Genomic DNA, 23,608 nt, shown 5'->3' on the forward strand with positions numbered 1-23,608 from the left:
ACAATGAAATATACAGCAACAGAAGCAGAAAAAATACTGGAAAAGCTCATCGCCTCCACCCGTTCGCCCAGAGGACGCTTTTCGGCAGAAAAAAGTTACGCATTGCTAAAAAAACGGCTTCCGCAAAAAGAACAACGCATGTTGAGCATGCGTAAAGTGCGCGTTTTCGCAATAGCTGCCACCGTGGCATTATTCTGTACAATGGGATGGGTCGTCTATGAATACATGCTCCCGGTCGGCCTGTATACGATCTCCACTCTGACCGAATGCAAAAACGTAAAACTGCCGGATGGAACAGAAGTGACTTTAAACCATTTTTCTTCACTCACTTATCCGGAACGTTTTCGCGGCAAACATCGTAAAGTGACGCTAAAAGGTGAAGGCTATTTCGAAGTGAGCAAAAGCAAAGAGCACCCGTTCATCGTGCAAGCCGAAGCTGTCAAAGTACGGGTATTGGGCACACACTTCAATATTGAAGCCTACCCCGGTGATCCGGAAGTAAAGACAACTCTTTTCGAAGGATCCGTTGCCGTAAGCACCGCCAGTCATCCGGAAGGCATCGTACTACGTCCCAACGAGAGCGCCATATATAATAAGAAGAAAGAAAGTCTGACCCGTGAAGCAGAGAAGAATGTTTCTGAAGAAATCGCATGGCAAAACGGTATATTCATTTTCAATCATCTCCCTCTGCAGGAAATCGTACGGGAGTTGAGCAACTCATTCGGAGTAAAAATAAAGATAGAAAATGAGAAGCTGCGCAACTACCGGCTTACTGCCAAATTTACCGATGGAGAAAGCCTGGAAGACATTCTGTATCTGTTGCAACAAGGAAGGGATTTCAAATATAAACAAACCGATAAAGGAATAACAATCAATTGATGTGCCACCGGATCATGGTAATATCACACCAGACATCCCGACCGGCACATGAATGCACGGACTTATAAAACAAGCCACTCACAAGAAAATATGAACAAATCTCATATACCCCTGTATGTCGAGAATCTGATTCTGACATGCGGAATACTTTTTTTCTCATTACAAATGCAAGCGCAAAAAAACGATACCCAATTATCATTCAGCATTCGTAATGCCAGCCTTGAAGAATTTATCAAATACTTGGAAAATTCTACCGGCTTCTCATTCATCTACGGTGAAGAGGTGAAAATCAACCGCCGCATCACACTCGAAGTAAAACAAAAGACGATACGGGAAATTCTCGACCAAGCTTTTAAGAATGAACCGATAGGTTATCAGATTGCCGGACGGCACATTCTTCTGCAAAAGAAAAAACAAAAGCCGGTAAGCCGCAAGTTCACAATCAGCGGATATGTGACAGACGGGACGTCCGCCGAGACGTTGATTGGCGCTAACATCCTTGAGAGTCGTCACAAACAAGGCACTACTACCAATCCTTACGGCTTTTACAGCATCACCCTGCCCATGGGAGAAACAGAACTCAGTTTCTCTTATTTGGGATACGAAACCCAGCATCACACGCTGGCACTGAATAAAGACACAGTACTCAACGTCCTCATGCAAGACAATAACCAATTGGAAGAAGTAGTGATTGTATCCGACAAGACAGAAGCAGGGATTACTGCCACACAAATGGGAGCCATAGAAATCCCGATGGCACAAATAAAGAATACACCCGGTGCTTTGGGAGAAGCGGATGTAATGAAAACCATCCAGTTGATGCCGGGAGTACAAGCTGGAGTCGAGGGTTCGGCCGGATTGTACGTACGTGGCGGCGGTCCGGATCAAAATCTGATTCTTCTGGATGGAATACCCATATACAATGTAGATCACCTATTCGGTTTCTTCTCGGTTTTTACACCGGAAGCCGTAAAAAAAGTAACATTTTTCAAAAGTTCCTTTCCTGCACGTTTTGGTGGCCGCCTTTCATCAGTAGTAGACGTACGTAGCAACAACGGAGACATGAAGAAATTTCATGGTACGCTCAGCGTAGGACTGCTCGCAAGCAAACTACAATTGGAAGGTCCTATCATCAAAGACAAAACGTCCTTCAATCTTTCGGCACGACGCTCTTATATAGATCTGGTAGCCAAACCTTTTATGCCCAAAGATGACAAAATGAGTTATTATTTCTACGATATCAACGCAAAGGTCAACCACAAATTTTCAGACCGAAGCCGTCTCTTTCTCAGTTTTTATAAAGGAAAAGATCATTACTCTTTCAAAAGTAAAAGTGTATTTTCTACCACCACATGGGGCAATGATTATGATTTCGGCAACACCTATGAAAATAAAATGTCGCTCGACTGGGGAAACACTGTTGCATCCGTCCGCTGGAATTATATCTTCAACCAGAAATTGTTCTGCAACACCACCATCGCTTACAACAAATATCAAATGGATGCCAACTCCGGCACATACAGCAGCAACTGGGTTGGCAATGCAGTAAACGAAAACAGCTACCTTGCCAACTATCATTCCGGTATCCGCGACTGGAATTATCAAATGGATTTCGATTACAATCCGACTCCCACGCATCACATCAAATTCGGTGCAGGTTACCTCCGCCACAATTTTCACCCGGAAGTGGCAACCTCCAAAATCACAGAAAAGGAAGAGGGCGACATTGCACAGGATACCACCTACAACAGTATCTCCAATAGTACAGTCCGGGCACACGAAATATCAGCATACATAGAAGACAATTTCGATATCGGTTCGCGCCTGCGCATGAATATCGGTTTACACCTATCCACATTTTATGTGCAGAAAAAGAGTTATTTCTCCGCACAGCCCCGTGTATCCGCCCGTTATCAATTGAATAAAGACATTGCATTGAAAACGTCGTATACCAAAATGAGCCAGTATATACATCTGCTTTCATCAACTCCCATCTCCATGCCGACAGACCTGTGGGTACCCGTAACCAGCAAAATCAAACCGATGCAAGCTCATCAATATTCATTGGGAAGTTATTATACGGGCCTGAAAGGATGGGAGTTTTCTGTAGAAAGTTACTACAAGCAAATGCGTAATGTTCTGGAATATAAAGAAGGAGTCAGTTTCTTAGGATCTTCTTCCGGCTGGGAGAACAAGGTAGAAATGGGAAAAGGGCGCTCCATGGGAATAGAGTTCATGGTACAGAAAACTACCGGAAAAACAACCGGATGGATAGCCTACACACTGGCGAAAAGCGATCGTAAGTTCTCTCCGGGCAGTATCAATAATGGAATACGATTTCCCTATAAGTATGACCGGAGGCATAATCTCACCTTAGTAGCCAATCATCAATTCAATAACCGGATCGACATAGGAGTTTCATGGATATTTGCTACCGGTGGAACAGCTACCATTCCCGAAGAGGTAACGGCTGTAATCCGTCCCGGAGAAAATTTTGTCCGGCAGGAAAATTACGTTGAACATCGCAATAACTACAGGCTTCCCGCCAGTCACCGCCTCAACATAGGTGTCAATTTCAATAAAAAGACCAAACACGGTATCCGTACCTGGAACATCAGCCTTTACAACGCCTATAATGCAATGAATCCGACCTTGGTATACAGTAACGGAAGCGGTGGATACGCCACATATATCAAAAATCAGGAAAATGGGAAAGTCTACTATCAATATATACCCGGGAAACGGAAAATAACCAAGCTGACCATATTACCCTGTATTCCTTCCGTCACTTACACTTATAAATTCTAAGCATTATGATAAAAAGAGAGAACCTGTTGCTTCTTTTTCTGCTATCGACATTCATCAGCAGTTGTGAAAATGAAATCCCTTTTAACAAAGAAGCCAACCCGCCCAAGCTGATAATGAACGCACTCATTAATGCCGACAGCACAAACAATGTGCTCTATCTCAATAAAAGCGGGCAGAATGTAATCAGCCACGTCACTGACGCCAGCGTAGAGATCCGGGTGAATGACGCATTGGTAGAGACTCCGGAAGCATTGCCGATGCCCGAAGGGGAATTTACCTCCCTTCAGAAACGCTTTCTTATTACCACAAAGTTCCACCCTGGAGACAAAGTACGTATCGATGCCATGACCAGAGACAGTGTCCATCATGCTTGGGCAGAAGTAATTGTCCCACAGCCACCAATGCCCATCGTACGGGTAGACACAGCAACCGTCCCGGTCAATGAGTACGACAACTATTATACAAACCGCCTGCGTTACCGTATCACATTTTCTGACCGCACTGATAATACGAGGAATTATTACCGGCTCGTTCTGGATCGCCGTAACACGATCTACGCTACCATTTTCAGTCCCGAACTAAAAGACACAATACTTACCAGCCAGAACTTTCGAATGCTTTCTCGCGAAGATGTAGTCCTTACTGACGGACACCCATCCATGTCGGGAAATGACAACGACCTGTTCGAACAAGCAGAAAACATCTATGGAGTATTCGATAACAGCCGCTTCGCCGGACAAAGTTATACGATGACAGTTTATGCTACAAGTTATGAAGAGTGGCCGGATCTCTTTCCGCCTCACACTGTCAAACGGAAAATCAGCGATTGCCACGTCCGGCTGCTCAGTATCAACGAAACGGATTTTCTGTATTTTAAAGCACTGAATCTAATCGACTCCGATGTGTACGATGAAACCATCATGGAACCGATTGTCTTTGCCAGTAATGTGCACGGCGGACTCGGAATCGTGAGCATCAGCACAGAAACAAGCGTAAAGATCAATCTCACAGATGAAAAGTATGACGAACGATAAAAAATATCGGTCAAAGAATGAACCTTACACTGCCTACACCATAAGAAAACATTATCTTTGCAGCCTAAAAGTACGGAAATCATGTTTACTATTATCGGAATAATGCTCACAGGAATGCTCGTCGGCTATCTGTTGCGGAGCAAACGTCTTTTGTGGATTCATAAAGTGATCACCCTACTGATATGGCTGCTGCTTTTTCTATTAGGCATCGACGTAGGAGGAAACGAAACGATCATCAGGAACCTGCATGCCATCGGCCTGGAAGCTCTTGCCATCACATTCGCCGCCGTTGCCGGAAGCGTACTGGCAGCATGGGGACTGTGGTACCTTGTATATATAAGGAATAAGGAGGCGAAGCAATGAAAGGGAGTCTCATTATCGTTTCATTCTTTATCGTAGGAACCTTTTGCGGGTTATATCATCTGATTCCGTATGAATTCACTCACAGCAATCTAAGTTATTATGCCCTGTGCGGCCTGATGTTCTGTGTCGGAATCAGTATCGGTAACGATCCGAATACCCTGAAAAGTTTCCGCTCGCTCAATCCACGGTTGCTCTTTCTACCTGTCATGACAATACTGGGTACGTTAGCCGGATGTGCTGTTGCCAGCTTGTTCCTGCCCCATCGTTCGGCCACAGATTGTATGGCGGTAGGTGCCGGATTCGGTTATTATTCCCTCTCCAGTATCTTCATCACCGAATATAAAGGGGCAGAATTAGGAACGATTGCATTGCTATCGAATATTCTTCGTGAAATTATAGCCCTGTTAGGTGCCTCACTTTTCGTGAAGTTTTTCGGCCGGCTGGCTCCCATCTCCGTAGGCGGTGCTACCACCATGGATACTACTCTACCCATCATTACCCGCTATTGCGGAAAAGAATTTGTCATAATTTCCATCTTTCATGGCTTTATTGTAGATTTCAGCGTACCGTTTCTTGTGACACTATTCTGTTCCGTGTAGGCAAACGTATTTCAAATAGATTACATTTAAAGGCATATCTTCTACTTTTTAATGCTCATTTATTGATGTACATCAATAAATGCAGGTGTAATATGCACTTTATCCCTATTTTATTTTTATGCTATAAAACATATTCTTATATTTGCATAGGTAAAAAGAAAAATTAAGCGCTTAACTACGTTTTCAATAGGTATTAGATTTAGTTTTTAGGATTAGTTTTTAGGTATAACAATTAAAAAGTAGGTATTATGAAAAGATTAGGATTAACATTCGTGGCAGCATTCTGCCTGGCTGCTATGACTTTTGCAGCAGGAAACCAACCTACGACTGCAAAATGGGAAGGAAACATCAACGTAAATAAGTTGAGTCAGTATCTGAATTTAAATTCAGTACAAAGTGAAGAGGTTTCCAATATCTGTGAATATTTCACAGAACAGATGGGACGTGCTACTGTTGCCAGAAAAAATAAGGAAACAAAGTTGCACAACGCCGTTTACGGAAACCTGAAATTGATGAAAAGAACGCTCACCGATGAACAGTATGCCAAATACACAGCTTTACTGAACATCACTTTAAAGAATAAAGGCATTGAACTGAGCAAGTAAATTGATTAATACATAAATGTGAAAAAGGTGTCGACAGTTTTATGCGTCGGCACCTTTTTTTCTATCATTACTTCGTAACGAAACCTAACGGATAGTTACCAATGTAGCTCCAAAACCATATTCCTGAAAAGAAGCGTCCTGATAACGGCAAGTGCTATATTTGCGCTTTAACTCATCGAGTAAGGCCTTGCGGAGTACTCCATCTCCCTTACCGTGAATGAAAACTATTTTTTGTTCGCGCTTTGTCTTATACCGTTCCATCACCTCACGAAACTTATCCAACTGATAATTCAATATCTCGGCATTACTCATACCATGAGTATCATCCAACAATTCATTGATATGCAGATCTACCTCCACAATACCATTGGAAACACCCCGTTTCACGATCGGCTGTGATTTAGGTTTCTCCACATCTTTTTTCTGCAACAGAGCCGCCTGTATTTCTTCGGCCGAAACATACACCTGCTTAGCCGGAACATCATTTGTTATGATATCATAAATCAATGCCGGCTCTTCAAAGAAATCCGATTCACGGAAAGTATGCAGTTTATAGAACTTTACCGTATCGATACGAAGCTCCACACTGACCGCCGGTTTCACAGAGAAAGTCTTGCTGTCCTTAAAAGCAATAAACTGTATGGAAACACGCTCCAATTCATTCAATACGTCTTTGGCAAAATCCTCAAGAAACAGCTTCGTATTAGGCTCTGCCAATCCGTGAGAGCGAGTTTTCCAAGCCTTGCCTTCAGCACTGAGGTAAGTATAATAAAGATAGTAATTACTATCATTCACCAGATAAGCCTCGAAAGCAGTGCTGCTGATAGCCTTGACATCTTCGGGCACGAAAGCTAAAAAAACGTTCAGAACATCCCCACCCCGCATTTCCGGTCGACGCTGCAGAACAGGAATTTCCGGTTTGACGGGCTTGGCAGGTTCTTCAGCCTTTTTAGGAGCCGCAGCCGGTTTTCTATTTATGTTATAGTCGTCCGTTTCAATCACCACGCACTCACGAACCTGCATCGGGATATCAAATCCGTCCGCATCTTCCACCAACACAATGTCTTTTCCCTGGAAACCTTTCACAATTCCCCCGCCTACTTCACTGAGAAAGCGCACTTTATCACCTATTTTCATTTTTCTATTTACAATTTACCGTTTACAAACTACAATTTAGGGCAAATATAGTTACTTTTGCGATCGCAATGAAAGAAAAGATGAAAGAAAACCCTAAACATATCCGTATTAGCGAATACAACTATCCCCTGCCGGAGGAACGTATCGCCAAATTTCCCCTTCCCGTACGTGACCAGTCAAAACTGCTCGTATACCGTCAAGGTGCAGTAACCGAAGACGTGTTTACCTCTCTTCCCAAATACCTCGCCAAAGACAGCCTAATGATATTCAACAACACGAAAGTCATTCAGGCCCGCCTCCACTTCCGTAAAGAAACAGGAGCACTGATAGAGGTGTTTTGCCTCGAGCCTGTCCAACCGAATGACTACGCACTGAACTTTCAGCAAACGGAACATGCAGCATGGCTCTGCATGATCGGCAACCTGAAGAAATGGAAAGAGGGCCCGCTCCACAGAGAACTGACGGTAAAGGGACATCCGCTCACACTTACCGCCACACGTGGCGAATGCCGGGGAACAAGCCACTGGGTAGACTTCTCTTGGAATAATTCCGAAGTCACCTTTGCCGATATCTTAGAGGTTTTCGGAGAGTTGCCCATCCCGCCCTACCTGAACCGGGAAACCCAGGAAAGCGACAAGGAGACTTATCAAACGGTATATTCAAAAATAAAAGGTTCCGTAGCCGCCCCGACAGCAGGACTTCACTTTACACCACGGGTACTGGATACTCTCCGGAAAAAAGGAGTCGATCTGGAAGAACTGACATTGCATGTGGGGGCAGGAACATTCAAACCGGTAAAAAGTGAAGAAATTGAAGGACACGAAATGCATACGGAATACATTTCCGTCTCACGTTCGACCCTCCGGAAGTTGATCGGCCATAACGCCTGTGCCATTGCCGTGGGAACAACCTCGGTACGTACTTTAGAAAGTCTGTATCATATCGGAGTAACTCTGGCTGCCAATCCACAAGCAACAGAAGAGGAACTCCACGTACGCCAATGGCAACCCTACGAAAAATACGATGAGATTCCGCCGGTCGTGGCGCTTCAGAAAATACTGGATTACCTTGATTACAACGGTATGGAGACTTTGCACACCAGTACACAGATCATCATCGCCCCCGGATACGACTATAAGATAGTAAAAGCAATGATAACCAATTTCCACCAGCCGCAAAGTACCTTGCTGCTTTTGGTTTCAGCATTTGTAAAAGGAAACTGGCGAACGATATACGACTATGCACTCAGTCACGATTTCCGTTTTCTGAGTTACGGAGATTCATCGTTGCTGATCCCATAAACATTCATATGCCATTCAAGGCGAACCAAACCTTTTAAAAGACAATAAAGATGCAAAGCGATAATAACGAAGAGATGTTCCCCGTTGTAGACGAAGAAGGAAACATCATCGCTGCCGCCACCCGTGGCGAATGCCATAACGGCAGCAAACTGCTCCATCCGGTAATACACCTGCATGTTTTCAATAGTAAAGGAGAACTATATTTACAGAAACGTCCGGATTGGAAAGACATACAGCCGGGGAAATGGGATACCTCTGTAGGAGGGCACATCGACTTGGGAGAAAGTGTAGATATTGCCCTAAGACGCGAAACACAGGAAGAATTAGGTATCACGGATTTTATGCCGGAAAAGTTAACCAGTTATATTTTTGAATCTACCCGCGAACGGGAGCTCGTCTTCGTACACAAAACCATATACGACGGAGAAATACACCCCAGCGATGAATTAAATGGTGGCCGATTCTGGAGTTTGGAAGAGATAAAAGAGAACTTGGGAAAAGAGGTGTTTACTCCAAATTTTGAAGGAGAGATAGAGAAAGTCATTGCGTTACACACTTCGAACAAAGTATAATAGCGAAATGTTATCACAACCGATAATGAAACATATCGTTATATACTAACCTATCTTTACTAAAAACCGTTTTAAAAGTATACTAAGAATACTTCCTAAAGAGATTAATACTTCCTAAAGAGATTCTTACAGGTATATATAAAAAAGAGGAAGTCACTGACCTCCTCTTTAATTTTAATATGTGTAGTTTAACTGAATTACTTTATGATTACAACAATAAATACTGTATTAGCTAAAACTAAATACAGTTTATTTTTTTGCCAAATCGTTAATGACATCCATGATCTTCTGCCCGATTTCTTCGGCAGCTTCCATTGTAGATGCCTCGCTATACACACGGATAATCGGTTCCGTATTACTCTTACGCAAGTGTACCCATTTGTCGGCAAAATCAATCTTCACACCGTCGATATCATTAATCTCCTCGTTCTTATAGATTTCCTTCACCTTAGCCAAAATAGCATCCACATCTATTTCCGGAGTAAGATCTACACGATTCTTGGCAATAAAGTAAGGAGGATAAGTAGCACGCAACTCGCTCACCTTTTTACCTTCATGAGCCAAATGACTGAGGAAAAGGGCGATACCTACCAAAGCATCACGTCCGTAATGACTGGCCGGATAAATAACTCCACCGTTGCCTTCACCACCAATAACGGCATTGGTAGCTTTCATCTTAGTCACCACATTAACCTCGCCTACCGCCGAAGCATTGTATTCCATACCATATTTACGAGTCACATCACGCAAAGCGCGGGTAGAACTTAAATTAGAAACCGTATTGCCCGGAGTATGCTTCAATACATAATCGGCTACGGTTACCAATGTATATTCTTCGCCATACATCACACCGTTTTCACAAATCATAGCCAAGCGATCCACATCCGGATCTACAACAAAAGCCACATCTGCCTTACCGCCTTTCATAAGATTCATGATATCTCCCAAATTCTTTTCAAGCGGCTCCGGATTGTGTGCAAAGTTTCCGGTAGGCTCACAATAGAGCTTTTCTACATGCTTCACGCCCAAACGTTCCAACAACTCGGGAAGTATAATTCCACCAACCGAATTTACACAATCGATCGCCACACGGAAGTCTGCTTTCTTAATAGCGTCCACATCCACCAAGTCGAGTGCCAGCACACTGTCAATATGCTTTGTGTTATAAGTAAGGTCTTTGCGATAAGAACCGAGATGGTCTACATCGGCATAATCAAATTCTTCCGCTTCGGCAATGCGAAGAACTTCATTTCCTTCGGCTGCATTCAGGAACTCGCCATGCTCGTTGAGAAGCTTCAAAGCATTCCACTGTTTAGGATTATGCGAAGCAGTCAGGATAATACCTCCGCAAGCTCCTTCCATCGTTACAGCCAACTCGGTAGTAGGAGTAGAAGCAAGATCAATATCTACTACATCCCAACCCATACCCATAAGAGTACCGACTACTACGTTCTTCACCATTTCACCGGAGATACGTGCATCACGGCCTACAACGATTTTATTACTGGTCGATTTACATGTTTTACGAATCAAAGTGGCATAAGCCGACGTGAATTTCACTATGTCAAGCGGGTTCAATCCCTCGCCTGCCCCTCCGCCAATCGTTCCGCGGATACCAGAGATAGATTTGATTAGAGTCATAAGGATTTAAATATCAAAAATTAAAGTTAGTTGTATCAGTGTTGTATTAATCGATAGAAAGTTCCCGTATATCATAGAAGTAAGGATATACTTTCTGCTGTGCAATCGAGTGTCCGCTCTTCGAAGGAACAATCAACTTTACGTGCGCACCATCTTTCACATATTGCAACGCCATAAGCCAGCCTGCAGGAACAGAAGTACCATACATGCCATCTATGGTATAGTCATAATAATAGTAAGAAGAAATCCCCGGCTCCTGCACAAACTGCCCGTAAATAGTAGTCCCACTAACCGTATAGCGGAAGCCTGCCGGATAAATATTCAAAGCATCCAAATAAGGATTATCGACATTAGAAGCTAATGTAATAGAGTCCGTAAGAATATCTTTCTCTATAAAGCGTACAAGGATCAGATTGTTGTTTTCAAAAGGAAGAGCAGACTCCAGATTCGGATAAGGAACAGATGATGCACGCGGAGTTCCAAAACGTTTCACAATCTGCATATAGACACCATTCGAAAAACCGACATATTGATTGTATCCCGGATAATCGGGTTCACATTTAGTGATGGTATCCACCAGAAATTCACTTTCGGAGATTACCTGAATATTATACTTATTAATAAAATCATTCACACCATCTCTCTCTTCCTCAAGCATCTCGGCATAGGTCTTCGTATTATCACATGATTGAAAAGCGGCTCCAACAGCCAGCAGAGAGATAAATAATAATATAAGTTTCTTCATTCGTCTGTATCTTAACTATATGTCCGTACAAATGTACCGCAATTTAGTTGAAAATTGAATGTTGAGAGTTGAAAGTTCAACACTTTTAACTTATTTAGTTCAAAAGAAAGGAGGGAATTAAGAGAAGAAGGAGGATTAAGGGAAGATGGAAGATGAGAGATGGGAGAAACACTATGATTCATTCTATTGGAACTCATTGTTCCGATAGAATGGAACTTAGTGTTGCAACAGAATGAAACTCATCGTTCCAATAAGATAAAACTCATCGCCTAAAAGGCTCATTTACTTCTTCCATCTCCCATTAATCTCTTCATCTCTTTTTTAGTTTTCCGTCAGCAACGTTTTATATTTTTTCAATGCTTCTTCAAAAACCTGCTTAGCTTCGGCCATCGTACCGGTAAACTCACCGCCTGAGGCATTCAGATGTCCACCGCCATTGAAGAATTCCGCAGCTAACTTATTACAAGGGAATGTTCCGACAGAACGCAAGGAGATCTTAATTATCCTTCTCTCTGTATCTTCCCGTAAGAAACAAGAAAAACGAACATTCTTTATTGAAAGAGGGATATTGACAAATCCTTCGCTATCACCTTTAATATAGTCGAACTTACCTTGTTCTTCTTTAGTCAAAGAAATCAATGCGGAATTGTACTCACGATAGACTTTCATATTCGACAATACGTATCCCATCAATCTCAACCGGCTCTCCGAATAAGTATTGTACACCTTTCGATAAATATCATCCTTATCAATTCCTTTAGACAACAATTCGCTTATAATAAAGTAAATCTCACGGTTATTGGAATTATACGTAAACCCTCCGGTATCGGTCATCATACCTGTATAGATACATTCGGCACCTTCACGAGAAATATCACTGAAATACCCCATACGACAAATCAAACGGAAAACAAGTTCGGAAGTGGAAGAAATTTCCGGATGAGAAATGACGATCCTACAAAAATCTTCCGGATAAAGGTGATGATCAATCAGGATTTTACGGGCGGGGGAAGTTGCTACCGAATCCGCCATTTCCTCAATACGTTTCAAAGAATTAAAGTCGAGACAACAAATAATATCAGCCTCGTTTATCAATTTATCAGCAAACTCCTTATAGCGGTCATAGAGCAGAATATCTTTACTGCCAGGCATCCATTTCAGGAAATCGGGAAAAGCGTTGGGTACAATAACATTGACGGTTTTATCCTGTGAATCCAAAAATTGGGCTAACCCTAAAGAGGAACCGATCGCATCACCATCGGGCGACACATGAGACACAATCACTATCTTATCAGCACGTTCAAACCATTTCGTAAAATGATCTATCTTAGCTTGTTCAATTACTTTAGTCAACATATACTATATATTATTTCACGGCAAAATTACGATATTTCTTCATACTTAAAGCATAAAGCTCACAGAACCTTCATCCGGCAGTGATATAAAAGGAAGATCCAACTGTCTGCACTCTTTCCCGTATGCCTGCCGGCGATGATCAGAAAGGGAAGCATCCAATATTACAGTACGAACCGTAAACAACTCCAACAGTTCTTTCAAACAGCCATCATACCCCTTACACAAATAAAGATAATCTATAGATAACGGCTGAGCCGCCCATTTGTTCCGCCAACGGTTATCACTAAGCACACAAATACGCCGACCGGAATAAGAAAGGATATGATCACGATAAGCCAACATATCCCCTGTATAGTCCGTAATTATAGCTTGTGGTGGCTCCAGATGCAAGCGATTCCAATATCCGGAAACAGCTTTACGCAAGCGGGAAGTATCCGGAATGTTATCTGCATAAATCAGCCAGGAATGCCCATCGGCTGCCAAACAGTGAACCGCAGGGCAGTTACGAACATTATAAAACACAAAACCCGGTTTAGGACGATCATTAGCCTGCCGTACCATATGGCAAGTACAAACAGCCAACAAACAGAAAACACTAAGAATCAAATTCCTCGCTTTGCATGTATTCAAATAGTATCCTAATAAAAAGAGAAAAAGATAAATACCCAATACATCTGTACCGTAAAGCCATATGCCATCAAAGGATGCCCAGGGAAGTTGCTCTACCCAACGGACACAAGAGTTCAACAATCCGATCAGCCACTTTACTCCTATCGCAATAATCGATTGAAGAGGAAAATAAAGCGTAAACAACAACATGATGACAGTTGTATACATAATAAAGGAAACAAGAGGTATTACCAATAAATTGGTCAACAAAAAATGTGTAGAGAATCGGGAAAAATACAGAAGTACCAACGGAGCCGTACCAATCTGCGCCGCAATAGAGACACTCATCAAACTGCACAGATAATGACCGATGCGGGAATGTACTCCGGGAAACCACCTGTATATCCGCGGTTGTAATAGCAATATGGCCGTCACTGCACAAAACGAAAGCTGGAAACCAACGTCAAACAGCCAGACAGGCCGACAGAGAAGCATAAAGAAAGCCACCGCAGAAAGCGTATTCAAAGAAAAATTCTTTCGCCGGCTCAGCCCCGACAAAGCAAATAAAGAAAACATAAATACCGAACGAACCACCGAAGCAGACAGTCCTGTGAAAAAAGCAAATCCCCAAAGAAATGCAATGATCAATAAGGTACGCAACACCGCCATTGCCCGCCAACGCCCCGGCAACCACCGTAGACAAAACCAAAGCAACGCATACAAAAAACCGATATGCAAACCGGACAACGCCAGTACATGACTGGAACCGGATACCGAAAAACTCTCGCGTATTTCCTCACTCAACCCCTCTTTATACCCCACGGTAAGGGCAGAAAGTACCGCAAAATCATCTCCTTGGAATCCCAGATGACGATAAATGGCCAATACCCGCTCTCTGCAATCAAATGCCTTTTGCCGAAACGAATGGATAGCATCTTGTGAAATTCTTCTCCACTTACCCGTATGAACATTTCCAATGGCACTAACCTGATGCCGAAGAAGAAAACGGGCATAGTCAAACTCATCCGGATTCCCATTATTGGCAGGAGTAGAAAACCCGGTATAGGCAATTAATTCGTCACCACAACCTAAACATTCACTAAGCGAATCCCTACTCAAATAAACAATAGCTTTGTGATTCAGCGTTGTTTTTCGATAAGATGAATCAATCCGTTCTGTCAATAATACCCGGCAGAAAACGTTTCGTTCTTTTATCTGTGGTTCTTCTACAAGAAACATTCGATAAGTCGTTTCTTCACTGCCAAAAGCAAATTCAACCGCCTGCATTTGACGATTCATCCTCATAAAGCCTAAAACAAAGCAAAAGAGAAAAAGAACAACACCGAATATCCAACGTCTGGAATAGCATTTCTGAAAAGAAGAAAGCATCAATATCCCGAGAAAAGAAAAGAATAGCGGAAAAACACAAGAGGCAACCCAACCGGATTGCCCCTGGAAAATAAGTTCATCGCTGCAATAAATGCCCACAATCAAAGGGCCTAACAAGCGAAAAAAAGGATAGCGATGTAGCCAGGCAAAGAGCATTATTTATTATAGCTCTTTCAAACGACGGATCATTCCTTCGGGATCTTCAGCGGCAAATACTGCGTTTCCTGCCACTAAGATATCTGCTCCGGCAGCCACTAAACGTGCACCGGTTTCCACATTTACACCACCATCTACTTCGATCAAAGCCTTAGAGCCTGTACGTTCTATCAAAGCACGAAGTTCACGAACTTTCTCAACCGAGTGCTCTATAAACTTCTGCCCGCCAAAACCGGGATTAACGCTCATAATAAGCACCATGTACACATCACGGATGATATCCTGGAGCATTGCCACCGGAGTAGCAGGATTAATGGTCACAGCCGGTTGCATACCGGCCTCCCGAATCTGCTGTACCACCCTGTGCAAATGAGGACATGCCTCATAATGTACAGTCATCACATGAGCACCCAATGCCTTCACTTCCTGAATAAATTTCTCGGGCTGCACGATCATCAGATGCACATCAAGCGGTTTCTCACTCAACTTTGCCACATATTTCAATACAGGAAATCCAAAGGAAATGTTAGGAACAAATACCCCATCCATAATATCGATATGAACCCAATCGGCTTCACTACGGTTTAACATTTCAACATCCTTAGCCAAATGAGCAAAGTCTGCCGAGAGAATAGATGGTGATATCATTGGTTTCATTAGTCCGTCTTTTTTTAAGAATTTAGTACAATGATACAAAAGTAGGGGGAATAAACGGAAGTAACAAATTTATCCCAAAATAATCCCCTGCAACCCTTGCGGCAATTGCTGTTCTACATAATAGTTACTTGCAAAAGAACGCAGAAAAGCCAATGTTTGTTCACTGACCCGGAGTCTCTTACTTTCCGGCAAATGCTTTTCTTCGGGACACTGCTGATGAGAGGGAGTAGTTTTTTTATTCATAGGCCTTATATATCAAAAGGTTTGTTTCCTTTAGAACGTAGGAAACAAACCTTTTAGTATATAGGTACTTAATTAAATTTAGTCTACGGTAAGAACGACTCCATTCTTTTCTGCCATACGACGCAAATTAAGGATGGCATAGCGCATGCGACCCAAAGAAGTATTAATGCTTACACCTGTTTGCTCGGCAATCTCTTTAAAACTAAGATCTTGATAGAAACGCATATACACCACTTCGCGCTGTTCATCCGGCAAAAATTCCATCAAACGACGTACATCCGCCAATATCTGCCGGTTGACAATCGTATTTTCTATCGTACCTTCGGCCAAGCCTATATTGTTCAGAATGTTCACTTCCGGTTCATCGCAAGATACCAGATTCTCGGATTTTTCTTGGCGGAAAGAGTCAATAATCAAATTATGGGCAATACGGCGCAACCATGCTGAGAATTTGCCATTCTCATTATAACGTCCTTGGCGAATTGTGATAATTGCCTTCATAAATGTTTCTTGAAAAATGTCTTCTGTCATCTCGGAGTTGCGTACTATATAATAAATATAGGTATATAGCTTATCCTTATATCTGTTCAGAAGAACATTAAATGCCTGATTCTCTCCTTTAGCATAGAGAGCGACCAACGTTTCGTCAGCCTTGTTATTCCATGTGTCCATTACGTATGCGATTAGATATAATTAGCGTAACGTGTTTCTATAGGCATTCATATTTAAAGGATTAATAACTCGGGACAAAGAAAAGGAATCCCAATGAAAGAACCAAAAGAAAAGAGAAATATTTTTAATGGAGACAACAATATTAACTCATTGGCGAAGTTAATGATCAATGAAAGAATGAAAGTGGGCCAATGGACTGCGTTGTAAAATAACGTGAAATATGTCAATTGAATAATCGGCTAATATTGTCAACAGATGAATTTCTTCATTCTCTTCATTCCTTAATTCTTTCATTCTCCAATTATTACCTCATCAATGCCGTTTTATCTATTTTATACCCACGCAATAGTTCATCTGTTCTCAGTCGTTTTTTGCCGGGAAGCTGAAGAGTCAGGATACCTACAAAACCATCAGTCGCAGCTATTTTCAGATAGTTTTTACCGTCTGTAACAATCGTGCCGGGAACCAACTGATGAGTCTCCTGTATTTTTTCTGTCTCAAACACTTTTACGGCAACCGCTTCACCGGTAGCGTCGGTAAGTTCACACCATGCAGCCGGATAAGGAGAAAGTCCGCGAATAAAATCATAAATACGTTTCACCGGTTGATTCCAATCGATTCTACAGGTCTCTTTAAATATCTTCGGTGCAGAACGGAGTTCGCCAACAACAGCCATTTCGTCTTGTGGAATAGCTTTTACCTCATCATTCAATATTGCATCTACCGTTTCTACAACTAAACGGCCACCTAACACCATCAATTTATCGTGTACGACACCTACATTATCCGTATCGGCAATAGGAACACGAACTTGCTGAATAACTTCTCCCGTATCTATCTCATGTTTCAAAAAGAAAGTAGTAATACCTGTTTCCGTATCACCGTTAATCACCGCCCAATTAATCGGAGCTGCTCCACGATATTGAGGAAGCAAAGAAGCATGCAAGTTAAAAGTTCCCAAACGGGGCATATTCCATACCACCTCGGGCAACATACGAAAGGCAACTACAATCTGCAAATCGGCTTTCCAATCACGCAAAGCCTGTACAAAAGCCTCATCCTTTAGTTTTTCCGGCTGCAACAGGGGGAGATCATGATCCAATGCATACTGCTTGACTGGAGAATATTGAATTTTATGTCCACGCCCGGCAGGTTTATCGGGCATCGTAATAACACCGACTATATTGTATCCGCCTTCTACAAGACAACGCAGGCCTTCCACCGCAAACTCGGGCGTACCCATATAAACGATTCTCAGATCTTCTTTCTTCATACTATAAATAATTAAATAATATGCTAATATGCCAATGTGCCAATTAAGGAATGAAATAACAATTATCCAATAAAATGCCAATATACTAATTCAGAAATGCACCAATTTGTTTTATATCCTTTACATAGCGCAGCCTATTGGCATATTGCCACATTGGCACATTATTATATTGGCACATTATTTCTTAGTCTTCCGAGAAATGCACCAGTACCTGCCGATATGAATTGAATATTTTCGACTTTGATACAAATCCTAAATACTTACCTTCTTCGTTCACCACAGGTAAATTCCATGCTTTTGTATCATCAAAAGTCTGCATTACCTGCTCCATACCATCGGTATTAAACAATTTAGCCGGCGCGGATGTCATCAATTTACTAACCGTAAAACGATGATAAAGTTCTTGTCGGAACATTATATTCCGGATGTCATCCAACAGGACAATGCCAATCAGAACACCCTCTTTATCAGTTACCGGAAAAACATTACGGTGAGAAGAAGCTATCGCTTTCACCAATTCCCCTAAATCCATTTCCGGATGAACAGTTACAAAATCTGTTTCAACCACATTTTCCATCTTCATCAATGTGAGTACGGCACGGTCTTTATGATGAGTCAGCAACTGGCCTTTCTTTGCCAAACGCATGGAATAAATACTATGCGGCTCAAAAGCGATAATAGTCAAATAAGAACTGACGGAAACAATCATCAACGGCAAAAACAAGTCATAGCCGCCTGTCAACTCGGCAATAAGGAACACCCCTGTCAATGGGGCATGCATTACTCCACTCATCACACCCGCCATCCCCATGAGTGCGAAATTCTTTTCGGGCAAATAAGCAGAGAACTCAAAGTCATTGCTGAAATGAGAAAAGATAAACCCGGCAATACAACCCAAATAAAGCGAAGGCGCAAAAATACCACCACAACCGCCACCACCATTTGTAGCACTGGAAGCAAAAACTTTCAATAGGATAATCAAACACAAATAAACCAGCAAAAGGTTGCCATAACCATAAAACAAAGAATTGTTCAGTACCGTATCCCAATCGGCATTGCTCGTTCCATTCAGCAACAGTTCAATTGTGTCGTAACCTTCACCATAAAGCGGAGGAAAAAGAAAGATGAGTACACTCAGCATCACACCGCCTAAAGCTAATTTCTTATACGGATTGTTGAGTTTTCCAAAAACCCCTTCCACCGAATTCATGGCACGGGTAAAATAAAGAGAAACGAGTCCGCAAAAGATTCCTAACAAAATAACGAAAGGAATACGTTCTAGCTCAAACGCCTGATCGAGATGGAATTTAAACATGGCTTCCGTGCCGGTAACAATATAGGAAACCGTTGCAGCAGTTACGGCAGAAATAAGCAGAGGCAACAAAGACGACATCGTAAGATCGATCATCAGTACTTCCAGCGTGAACACCAGTCCTGCAATCGGCGCTTTGAAAATGCCCGCAATGGCCCCGGCAGCACCACACCCCACAAGCAGCATCAACGTACGATGTTCCATCTTGAACACACTTCCTAAGTTAGAGCCGATGGCCGAACCTGTCAGTACAATAGGCGCTTCTGCTCCGACCGACCCGCCAAAACCGATAGTAATGGCACTGGCAATCGTAGACGACCACACATTATGGCGTTTAATACGTCCTTGCCGGCGAGAGATAGCATACAGAATCTTTGTCACCCCATGACTGATATCATCTTTCACAATGTTCCGCACGAACCATCCCGACAAGAAGATACCCACCACCGGGTAAACCAAATAAAGGTAGTTCGCTTCCGTAGCATTGAAATTATCAGTGAGGAAATTCTGTATCGAATGGATAAAGAACTTCAAAATCAGTGCAGCAAATGCTGTGAAAATACCTACAAGAAAACTGAGAATCAGAATAAACTGTTTCTCCTTAATGTTGTTTTCACGCCAACGGATAAAACGTTGGATCAGAGTAATCTTTTCTTTTTCCATCTTATTTTTAAATGCCTTTGCCGATCCAAACCTCCCGGACCGTTGCCAGCAGAATTTTGATATCGAGCCAAAAGCTATAGTGTTCTAAATAATAAAGGTCGTAACGGGCACGTTCAACCATTTTCTCTGTCGTGTTAGCATAACCGAATTTCACCATTCCCAAAGAAGTAATTCCCGGTTTCAAACGGAACACCTGTTTATAACGGGGTTCTTTCTTTAGAATCTGCTGTACGAAATAAGCACGTTCGGGGCGAGGGCCTACAATGGACATATCTCCTTTCAGCACATTCCAAAATTGTGGCAATTCATCCAGATGATGTTTACGCAACGTACGTCCGAAAGGTGTCACACGACAATCATCGGAGACAGCGAGCAAAGGAGTGCCGTCTTCGGCATCCGCCACCATCGTACGAAACTTCACCATCCGAAAAGGAATACCTCCCTTTCCCAACCGCTCCTGTTGGTAAAAAATACTACCCGTTCCCTGCATGCGGATACGAATAGCAATATAGAGCAGTAATGGCCAACACAGCAGCAACACCAACGCCGCCACTATATAATCCATCAACTGCTTCATCTATTCACGTATTATCTTTATTACCCCACCTTTTTCGAGTTTAATAATACTCGACGGCTTCGGACGGCTCATGTCATCCTGACGAAAACCGACAACATAATCTACTTGTGATTTAACCTCATCACTTATCTCGCTGAAATTAGCTGCACCCGGTTGCCCGCTTATATTTGCCGAGGTTGAAACAATGGCTTTGCGAAATTGCTGACAAAGGCGACGTGAAAAATCTTCACCGGTCACACGGATACCTACACTGCCATCTTCAGCAAGCAGATTGGGAGCCAAGTTACGTGCACCGGAATAGATGATAGTCAACGGCTTATCAGCAACCTCGATCAAATCCCATGCAACATCAGGAACATCCTGTACGTAGAAATCTACTTTTACGGGCGAATCGACCAATACCAGCATCGCCTTGCTGTCAGCACGCTGCTTAATCTCATATACCCTACGCACAGCATCCGGATTGGTAGCGTCGCACCCCAATCCCCAAACGGTATCTGTAGGATAAAGGATGACTCCCCCCTCCTGCATTACCTGGCAAGCTTTTTTAATATCTTCTATCATTTCTTGATTCATATCTGATGAGAATAACGCGCAAAAATACTACTTTTGCATGGTAATAACAAAGTTTAAGAGAAAACAATGGAAGAAATTAAATTTCGCCACACCCTGCCTATACAACTACGCTTCAATGATGTAGACAAATTCGGTCATGTCAACAACACGGTTTACTTTTCATTTTACGATCTTGGAAAAACAGAATATTTCGCTTCTGTCTGCCCAGGAGTAGATTGGGAAAAAGATGGTATTGTAGTAGTTCACATCGAAGCAAACTTCCTCACTCAGATTTTTGCATCGGACCGGATTGCCGTACAAACGGCCGTATCGGAAATCGGCACTAAAAGTTTCCACCTCATCCAACGGGTAATCGATGTGGAAACCGAAGAAGTAAAATGCATCTGTACCTCCGTCATGGTAGCGTTTGATCTGGATAAGCACGAATCCAAACCACTGCCGGAAGAGTGGATAAATGCCATCTGCGAATACGAAGGAAGAGATGTAAGAAAGAAAAAAGCATAGAATCTTCCGCTTCCTCAAAACGTCCAACCGGACAAAGTTTCTGCAAAGCGAAAATATCATCCCATGAAATATTTTCGCTACATTCTATCTGTGCTTCCTGTTTTTTTCGTACTTTTACAGCTTGTTGGAGAAAAGTGCTTCTCCGGCACCCTTGAGATAAGAAAAAGAAAAAACAATATATAAAATGAATCACAAATGGAATTATCAACCCATCACATCAGAACAGGTAGAGATAAGCCAGACATTGGCCCAAGAGTTAGGGATTAGCCCTATCTTAGGACGACTTTTGGTGCAGCGGGGGATTACGCGGGTACATGAAGCCCGGAAATTCTTCCGTCCGCAACTACCCGACCTGCACGATCCGTTCTTAATGAAGGATATGGATATCGCAGTGGAACGTCTGAACAGGGCGATGGGAAAGAAAGAGCGCATTCTGATTTATGGAGATTATGACGTAGACGGTACCACAGCCGTGGCACTGGTTTATAAGTTTATCCAACAGTTTTATTCAAACTTAGACTATTACATCCCCGACCGTTACAACGAAGGTTACGGGATTTCGCGCCAAGGAGTGGATTATGCCGCCGACACCGGTGTCGGCTTGATAATCGTACTCGACTGCGGCATCAAAGCCGTTGATGAAATTGCATATGCCCGCGAAAGAGGTATTGATTTCATTATCTGCGATCATCACGTACCCGATGATGTATTGCCACCCGCCGTAGCCATTCTCAATGCAAAACGGTTGGATAATACCTATCCGTACGAACACTTATCGGGATGCGGGGTAGGTTTCAAATTTATGCAGGCATTTGCTATCAGCAACGGTATCGAATTTCATCATCTCATCCCATTGCTTGATCTCGTAGCGGTCAGTATCGCTTCGGACATCGTGCCGATTATGGGAGAAAACCGTATCTTGGCACATCACGGTCTGAAACAGCTCAACAGCAACCCCAGTGTAGGAATGAAAGCCATCATCGATGTATGTGGTTTGGCAGAGAAGGACATTACTGTCAGTGATATCGTATTCAAAATCGGACCGCGTATCAATGCATCCGGCCGTATCCAAAACGGGAAAGAAGCAGTAGACTTGTTGACGGAAAAGGATTTCTCAATGGCTTTGGAAAAAGCCAACCAGATAAACCAATACAATGAAACCCGCAAAGACCTGGATAAAAGCATGACGGAAGAAGCCAACCAGATCGTAGCTAACCTCGAAGGTCTGGCCGACCGCCGCTCCATCGTTCTTTACAACGAAGAATGGCACAAGGGAGTCATCGGCATTGTAGCTTCGCGGCTGACGGAAATATACTATCGCCCCGCCGTAGTATTAACCAGAACCGATGATATGGCCACCGGTTCTGCCCGTTCCGTTTCCGGTTTTGATGTATACAAGGCAATAGAACACTGCCGGGATTTATTGGAAAACTTCGGAGGACACACCTATGCCGCCGGACTATCCATGAAGGTAGAAAACGTACAGGCATTTACCCAGCGCTTTGAAGAGTTCGTTTCAAAACACATCCTTCCGGAACAGACCAGCGCTGTCATAGATATCGATGCAGAGATAGACTTTCGGGACATCACTTCGAAATTCTTTAATGATCTGAAGAAGTTCAACCCATTCGGTCCCGATAATCAAAAACCCATATTCTGCACACATCACGTCTACGACTATGGTACAAGTAAAGTGGTAGGTCGCGATCAGGAACACATCAAGCTCGAACTGGTAGACAACAAATCGAACAATGTAATGAACGGTATTGCTTTCGGACAGAGTTCACACGTACGTTATATCAAAACCAAACGTTCGTTTGACATCTGCTACACCATCGAAGAGAATACTCATAAACGAGGTGAAGTGCAATTGCAGATTGAAGATATAAAACCCATTGAATAACCTTATTCAGTTAAAAGCCCTTTTTCAGTTGAAA

22 protein-coding genes are annotated in these 23,608 nt (G+C 42.7%); 10 read left to right on the forward strand and 12 right to left on the reverse strand.

The window, feature by feature from the left end; translation table 11 throughout:
• Window positions 1-3: 3 nt before the first annotated feature.
• The 6 genes from RB604_RS00140 to RB604_RS00165 all read left to right on the forward strand — a co-directional run bounded on the left by RB604_RS00140 (window position 4) and on the right by RB604_RS00165 (window position 6,288).
• On the forward strand, window positions 4-879 hold the full coding sequence (locus tag RB604_RS00140; RefSeq protein ID WP_005933585.1) for a FecR family protein: 876 nt from the start codon (window positions 4-6) through the stop codon (window positions 877-879).
• A 165-nt stretch (window positions 880-1,044) separates the two neighbouring features.
• Window positions 1,045-3,687: a carboxypeptidase-like regulatory domain-containing protein gene (locus RB604_RS00145; protein ID WP_373133521.1), complete on the forward strand. Its 2,643-nt coding sequence runs from the start codon at window positions 1,045-1,047 to the stop codon at window positions 3,685-3,687.
• A gap of 5 nt (window positions 3,688-3,692) precedes the next feature.
• Entirely contained in the window at window positions 3,693-4,721 is a 1,029-nt protein-coding gene (locus RB604_RS00150) for a DUF4249 domain-containing protein (RefSeq protein ID WP_055294777.1), read from the forward strand.
• Between the two features lie 81 nt (window positions 4,722-4,802).
• A complete protein-coding gene (locus RB604_RS00155; RefSeq protein ID WP_055294885.1) occupies window positions 4,803-5,084 on the forward strand; it encodes a LysO family transporter in 282 nt (93 codons plus the stop codon).
• On the forward strand, window positions 5,081-5,683 hold the full coding sequence (locus RB604_RS00160; protein ID WP_005933593.1) for a LysO family transporter: 603 nt from the start codon (window positions 5,081-5,083) through the stop codon (window positions 5,681-5,683). The genes RB604_RS00155 and RB604_RS00160 overlap by 4 nt, the downstream gene beginning before the upstream one ends.
• Window positions 5,684-5,931: 248 nt before the next feature.
• Window positions 5,932-6,288 carry a hypothetical protein gene (locus RB604_RS00165; RefSeq protein ID WP_005933596.1) on the forward strand — a complete coding sequence of 119 codons (357 nt, stop codon included), beginning with the start codon at window positions 5,932-5,934 and terminating at the stop codon, window positions 6,286-6,288.
• Window positions 6,289-6,372: 84 nt separating this feature from the next.
• Here the strand turns inward: RB604_RS00165 and RB604_RS00170 are convergent, their stop codons facing one another.
• The gene (locus RB604_RS00170) at window positions 6,373-7,425 is read right to left on the reverse strand and encodes a DUF2027 domain-containing protein (RefSeq protein WP_007482124.1); all 1,053 of its coding nucleotides are present in this window, start codon (window positions 7,423-7,425) and stop codon (window positions 6,373-6,375) included.
• A gap of 80 nt (window positions 7,426-7,505) precedes the next feature.
• Here RB604_RS00170 and RB604_RS00175 point away from each other — a divergent pair, with 80 nt between their 5' ends.
• Window positions 7,506-8,726, forward strand: a complete 1,221-nt coding sequence (locus RB604_RS00175) for an S-adenosylmethionine:tRNA ribosyltransferase-isomerase (protein WP_005933601.1) — start codon at window positions 7,506-7,508, stop codon at window positions 8,724-8,726.
• Between the two features lie 50 nt (window positions 8,727-8,776).
• Window positions 8,777-9,298 carry an NUDIX hydrolase gene (locus RB604_RS00180; protein ID WP_005933603.1) on the forward strand — a complete coding sequence of 174 codons (522 nt, stop codon included), beginning with the start codon at window positions 8,777-8,779 and terminating at the stop codon, window positions 9,296-9,298.
• 249 nt (window positions 9,299-9,547) lie between these two features.
• Here RB604_RS00180 and glmM read toward each other — a convergent pair whose 3' ends face one another.
• The 11 genes from glmM to RB604_RS00235 all read right to left on the reverse strand — a co-directional run bounded on the left by glmM (window position 9,548) and on the right by RB604_RS00235 (window position 21,155).
• Window positions 9,548-10,939 carry a phosphoglucosamine mutase gene (gene glmM, locus RB604_RS00185; protein ID WP_007482123.1) on the reverse strand — a complete coding sequence of 464 codons (1,392 nt, stop codon included), beginning with the start codon at window positions 10,937-10,939 and terminating at the stop codon, window positions 9,548-9,550.
• 46 nt (window positions 10,940-10,985) lie between these two features.
• Window positions 10,986-11,684, reverse strand: coding sequence for a BamK family beta-barrel-assembly machinery protein (bamK, locus tag RB604_RS00190; protein ID WP_005933607.1), 699 nt, complete (start codon window positions 11,682-11,684; stop codon window positions 10,986-10,988).
• Between the two features lie 321 nt (window positions 11,685-12,005).
• The gene (locus tag RB604_RS00195; RefSeq protein WP_005933610.1) at window positions 12,006-13,040 is read right to left on the reverse strand and encodes a DHH family phosphoesterase; all 1,035 of its coding nucleotides are present in this window, start codon (window positions 13,038-13,040) and stop codon (window positions 12,006-12,008) included.
• Window positions 13,041-13,085: 45 nt separating this feature from the next.
• Window positions 13,086-15,194: a ComEC/Rec2 family competence protein gene (locus RB604_RS00200; RefSeq protein WP_055294775.1), complete on the reverse strand. Its 2,109-nt coding sequence runs from the start codon at window positions 15,192-15,194 to the stop codon at window positions 13,086-13,088.
• Window positions 15,195-15,200: 6 nt separating this feature from the next.
• Window positions 15,201-15,851, reverse strand: coding sequence for a ribulose-phosphate 3-epimerase (gene rpe / locus RB604_RS00205; protein WP_005933615.1), 651 nt, complete (start codon window positions 15,849-15,851; stop codon window positions 15,201-15,203).
• A gap of 69 nt (window positions 15,852-15,920) precedes the next feature.
• Complete coding sequence (locus RB604_RS00210; RefSeq protein ID WP_005933617.1) at window positions 15,921-16,094, reverse strand: hypothetical protein; 174 nt, start codon at window positions 16,092-16,094, stop codon at window positions 15,921-15,923.
• A gap of 78 nt (window positions 16,095-16,172) precedes the next feature.
• Complete coding sequence (locus RB604_RS00215; protein WP_005933619.1) at window positions 16,173-16,766, reverse strand: RNA polymerase sigma factor; 594 nt, start codon at window positions 16,764-16,766, stop codon at window positions 16,173-16,175.
• Window positions 16,767-17,070: 304 nt separating this feature from the next.
• Window positions 17,071-18,039: a methionyl-tRNA formyltransferase gene (gene fmt / locus RB604_RS00220; protein ID WP_005933623.1), complete on the reverse strand. Its 969-nt coding sequence runs from the start codon at window positions 18,037-18,039 to the stop codon at window positions 17,071-17,073.
• A 184-nt stretch (window positions 18,040-18,223) separates the two neighbouring features.
• Entirely contained in the window at window positions 18,224-20,014 is a 1,791-nt protein-coding gene (locus tag RB604_RS00225) for a chloride channel protein (RefSeq protein WP_005933626.1), read from the reverse strand.
• A gap of 7 nt (window positions 20,015-20,021) precedes the next feature.
• Window positions 20,022-20,591: a sugar transferase gene (locus RB604_RS00230; protein WP_007482121.1), complete on the reverse strand. Its 570-nt coding sequence runs from the start codon at window positions 20,589-20,591 to the stop codon at window positions 20,022-20,024.
• The gene (locus tag RB604_RS00235; RefSeq protein ID WP_025818995.1) at window positions 20,592-21,155 is read right to left on the reverse strand and encodes an L-threonylcarbamoyladenylate synthase; all 564 of its coding nucleotides are present in this window, start codon (window positions 21,153-21,155) and stop codon (window positions 20,592-20,594) included. It abuts the gene before it with no gap.
• A gap of 78 nt (window positions 21,156-21,233) precedes the next feature.
• Here RB604_RS00235 and RB604_RS00240 point away from each other — a divergent pair, with 78 nt between their 5' ends.
• Window positions 21,234-21,671, forward strand: a complete 438-nt coding sequence (locus RB604_RS00240; protein ID WP_005933635.1) for an acyl-CoA thioesterase — start codon at window positions 21,234-21,236, stop codon at window positions 21,669-21,671.
• A 184-nt stretch (window positions 21,672-21,855) separates the two neighbouring features.
• Window positions 21,856-23,574: a single-stranded-DNA-specific exonuclease RecJ gene (recJ, locus tag RB604_RS00245; protein ID WP_005933637.1), complete on the forward strand. Its 1,719-nt coding sequence runs from the start codon at window positions 21,856-21,858 to the stop codon at window positions 23,572-23,574.
• Window positions 23,575-23,608: the final 34 nt, after the last annotated feature.

Origin of the sequence: Bacteroides salyersiae (assembly GCF_031172035.1) — a bacterium.
In the GTDB taxonomy this organism is placed as follows: domain Bacteria; phylum Bacteroidota; class Bacteroidia; order Bacteroidales; family Bacteroidaceae; genus Bacteroides; species Bacteroides salyersiae.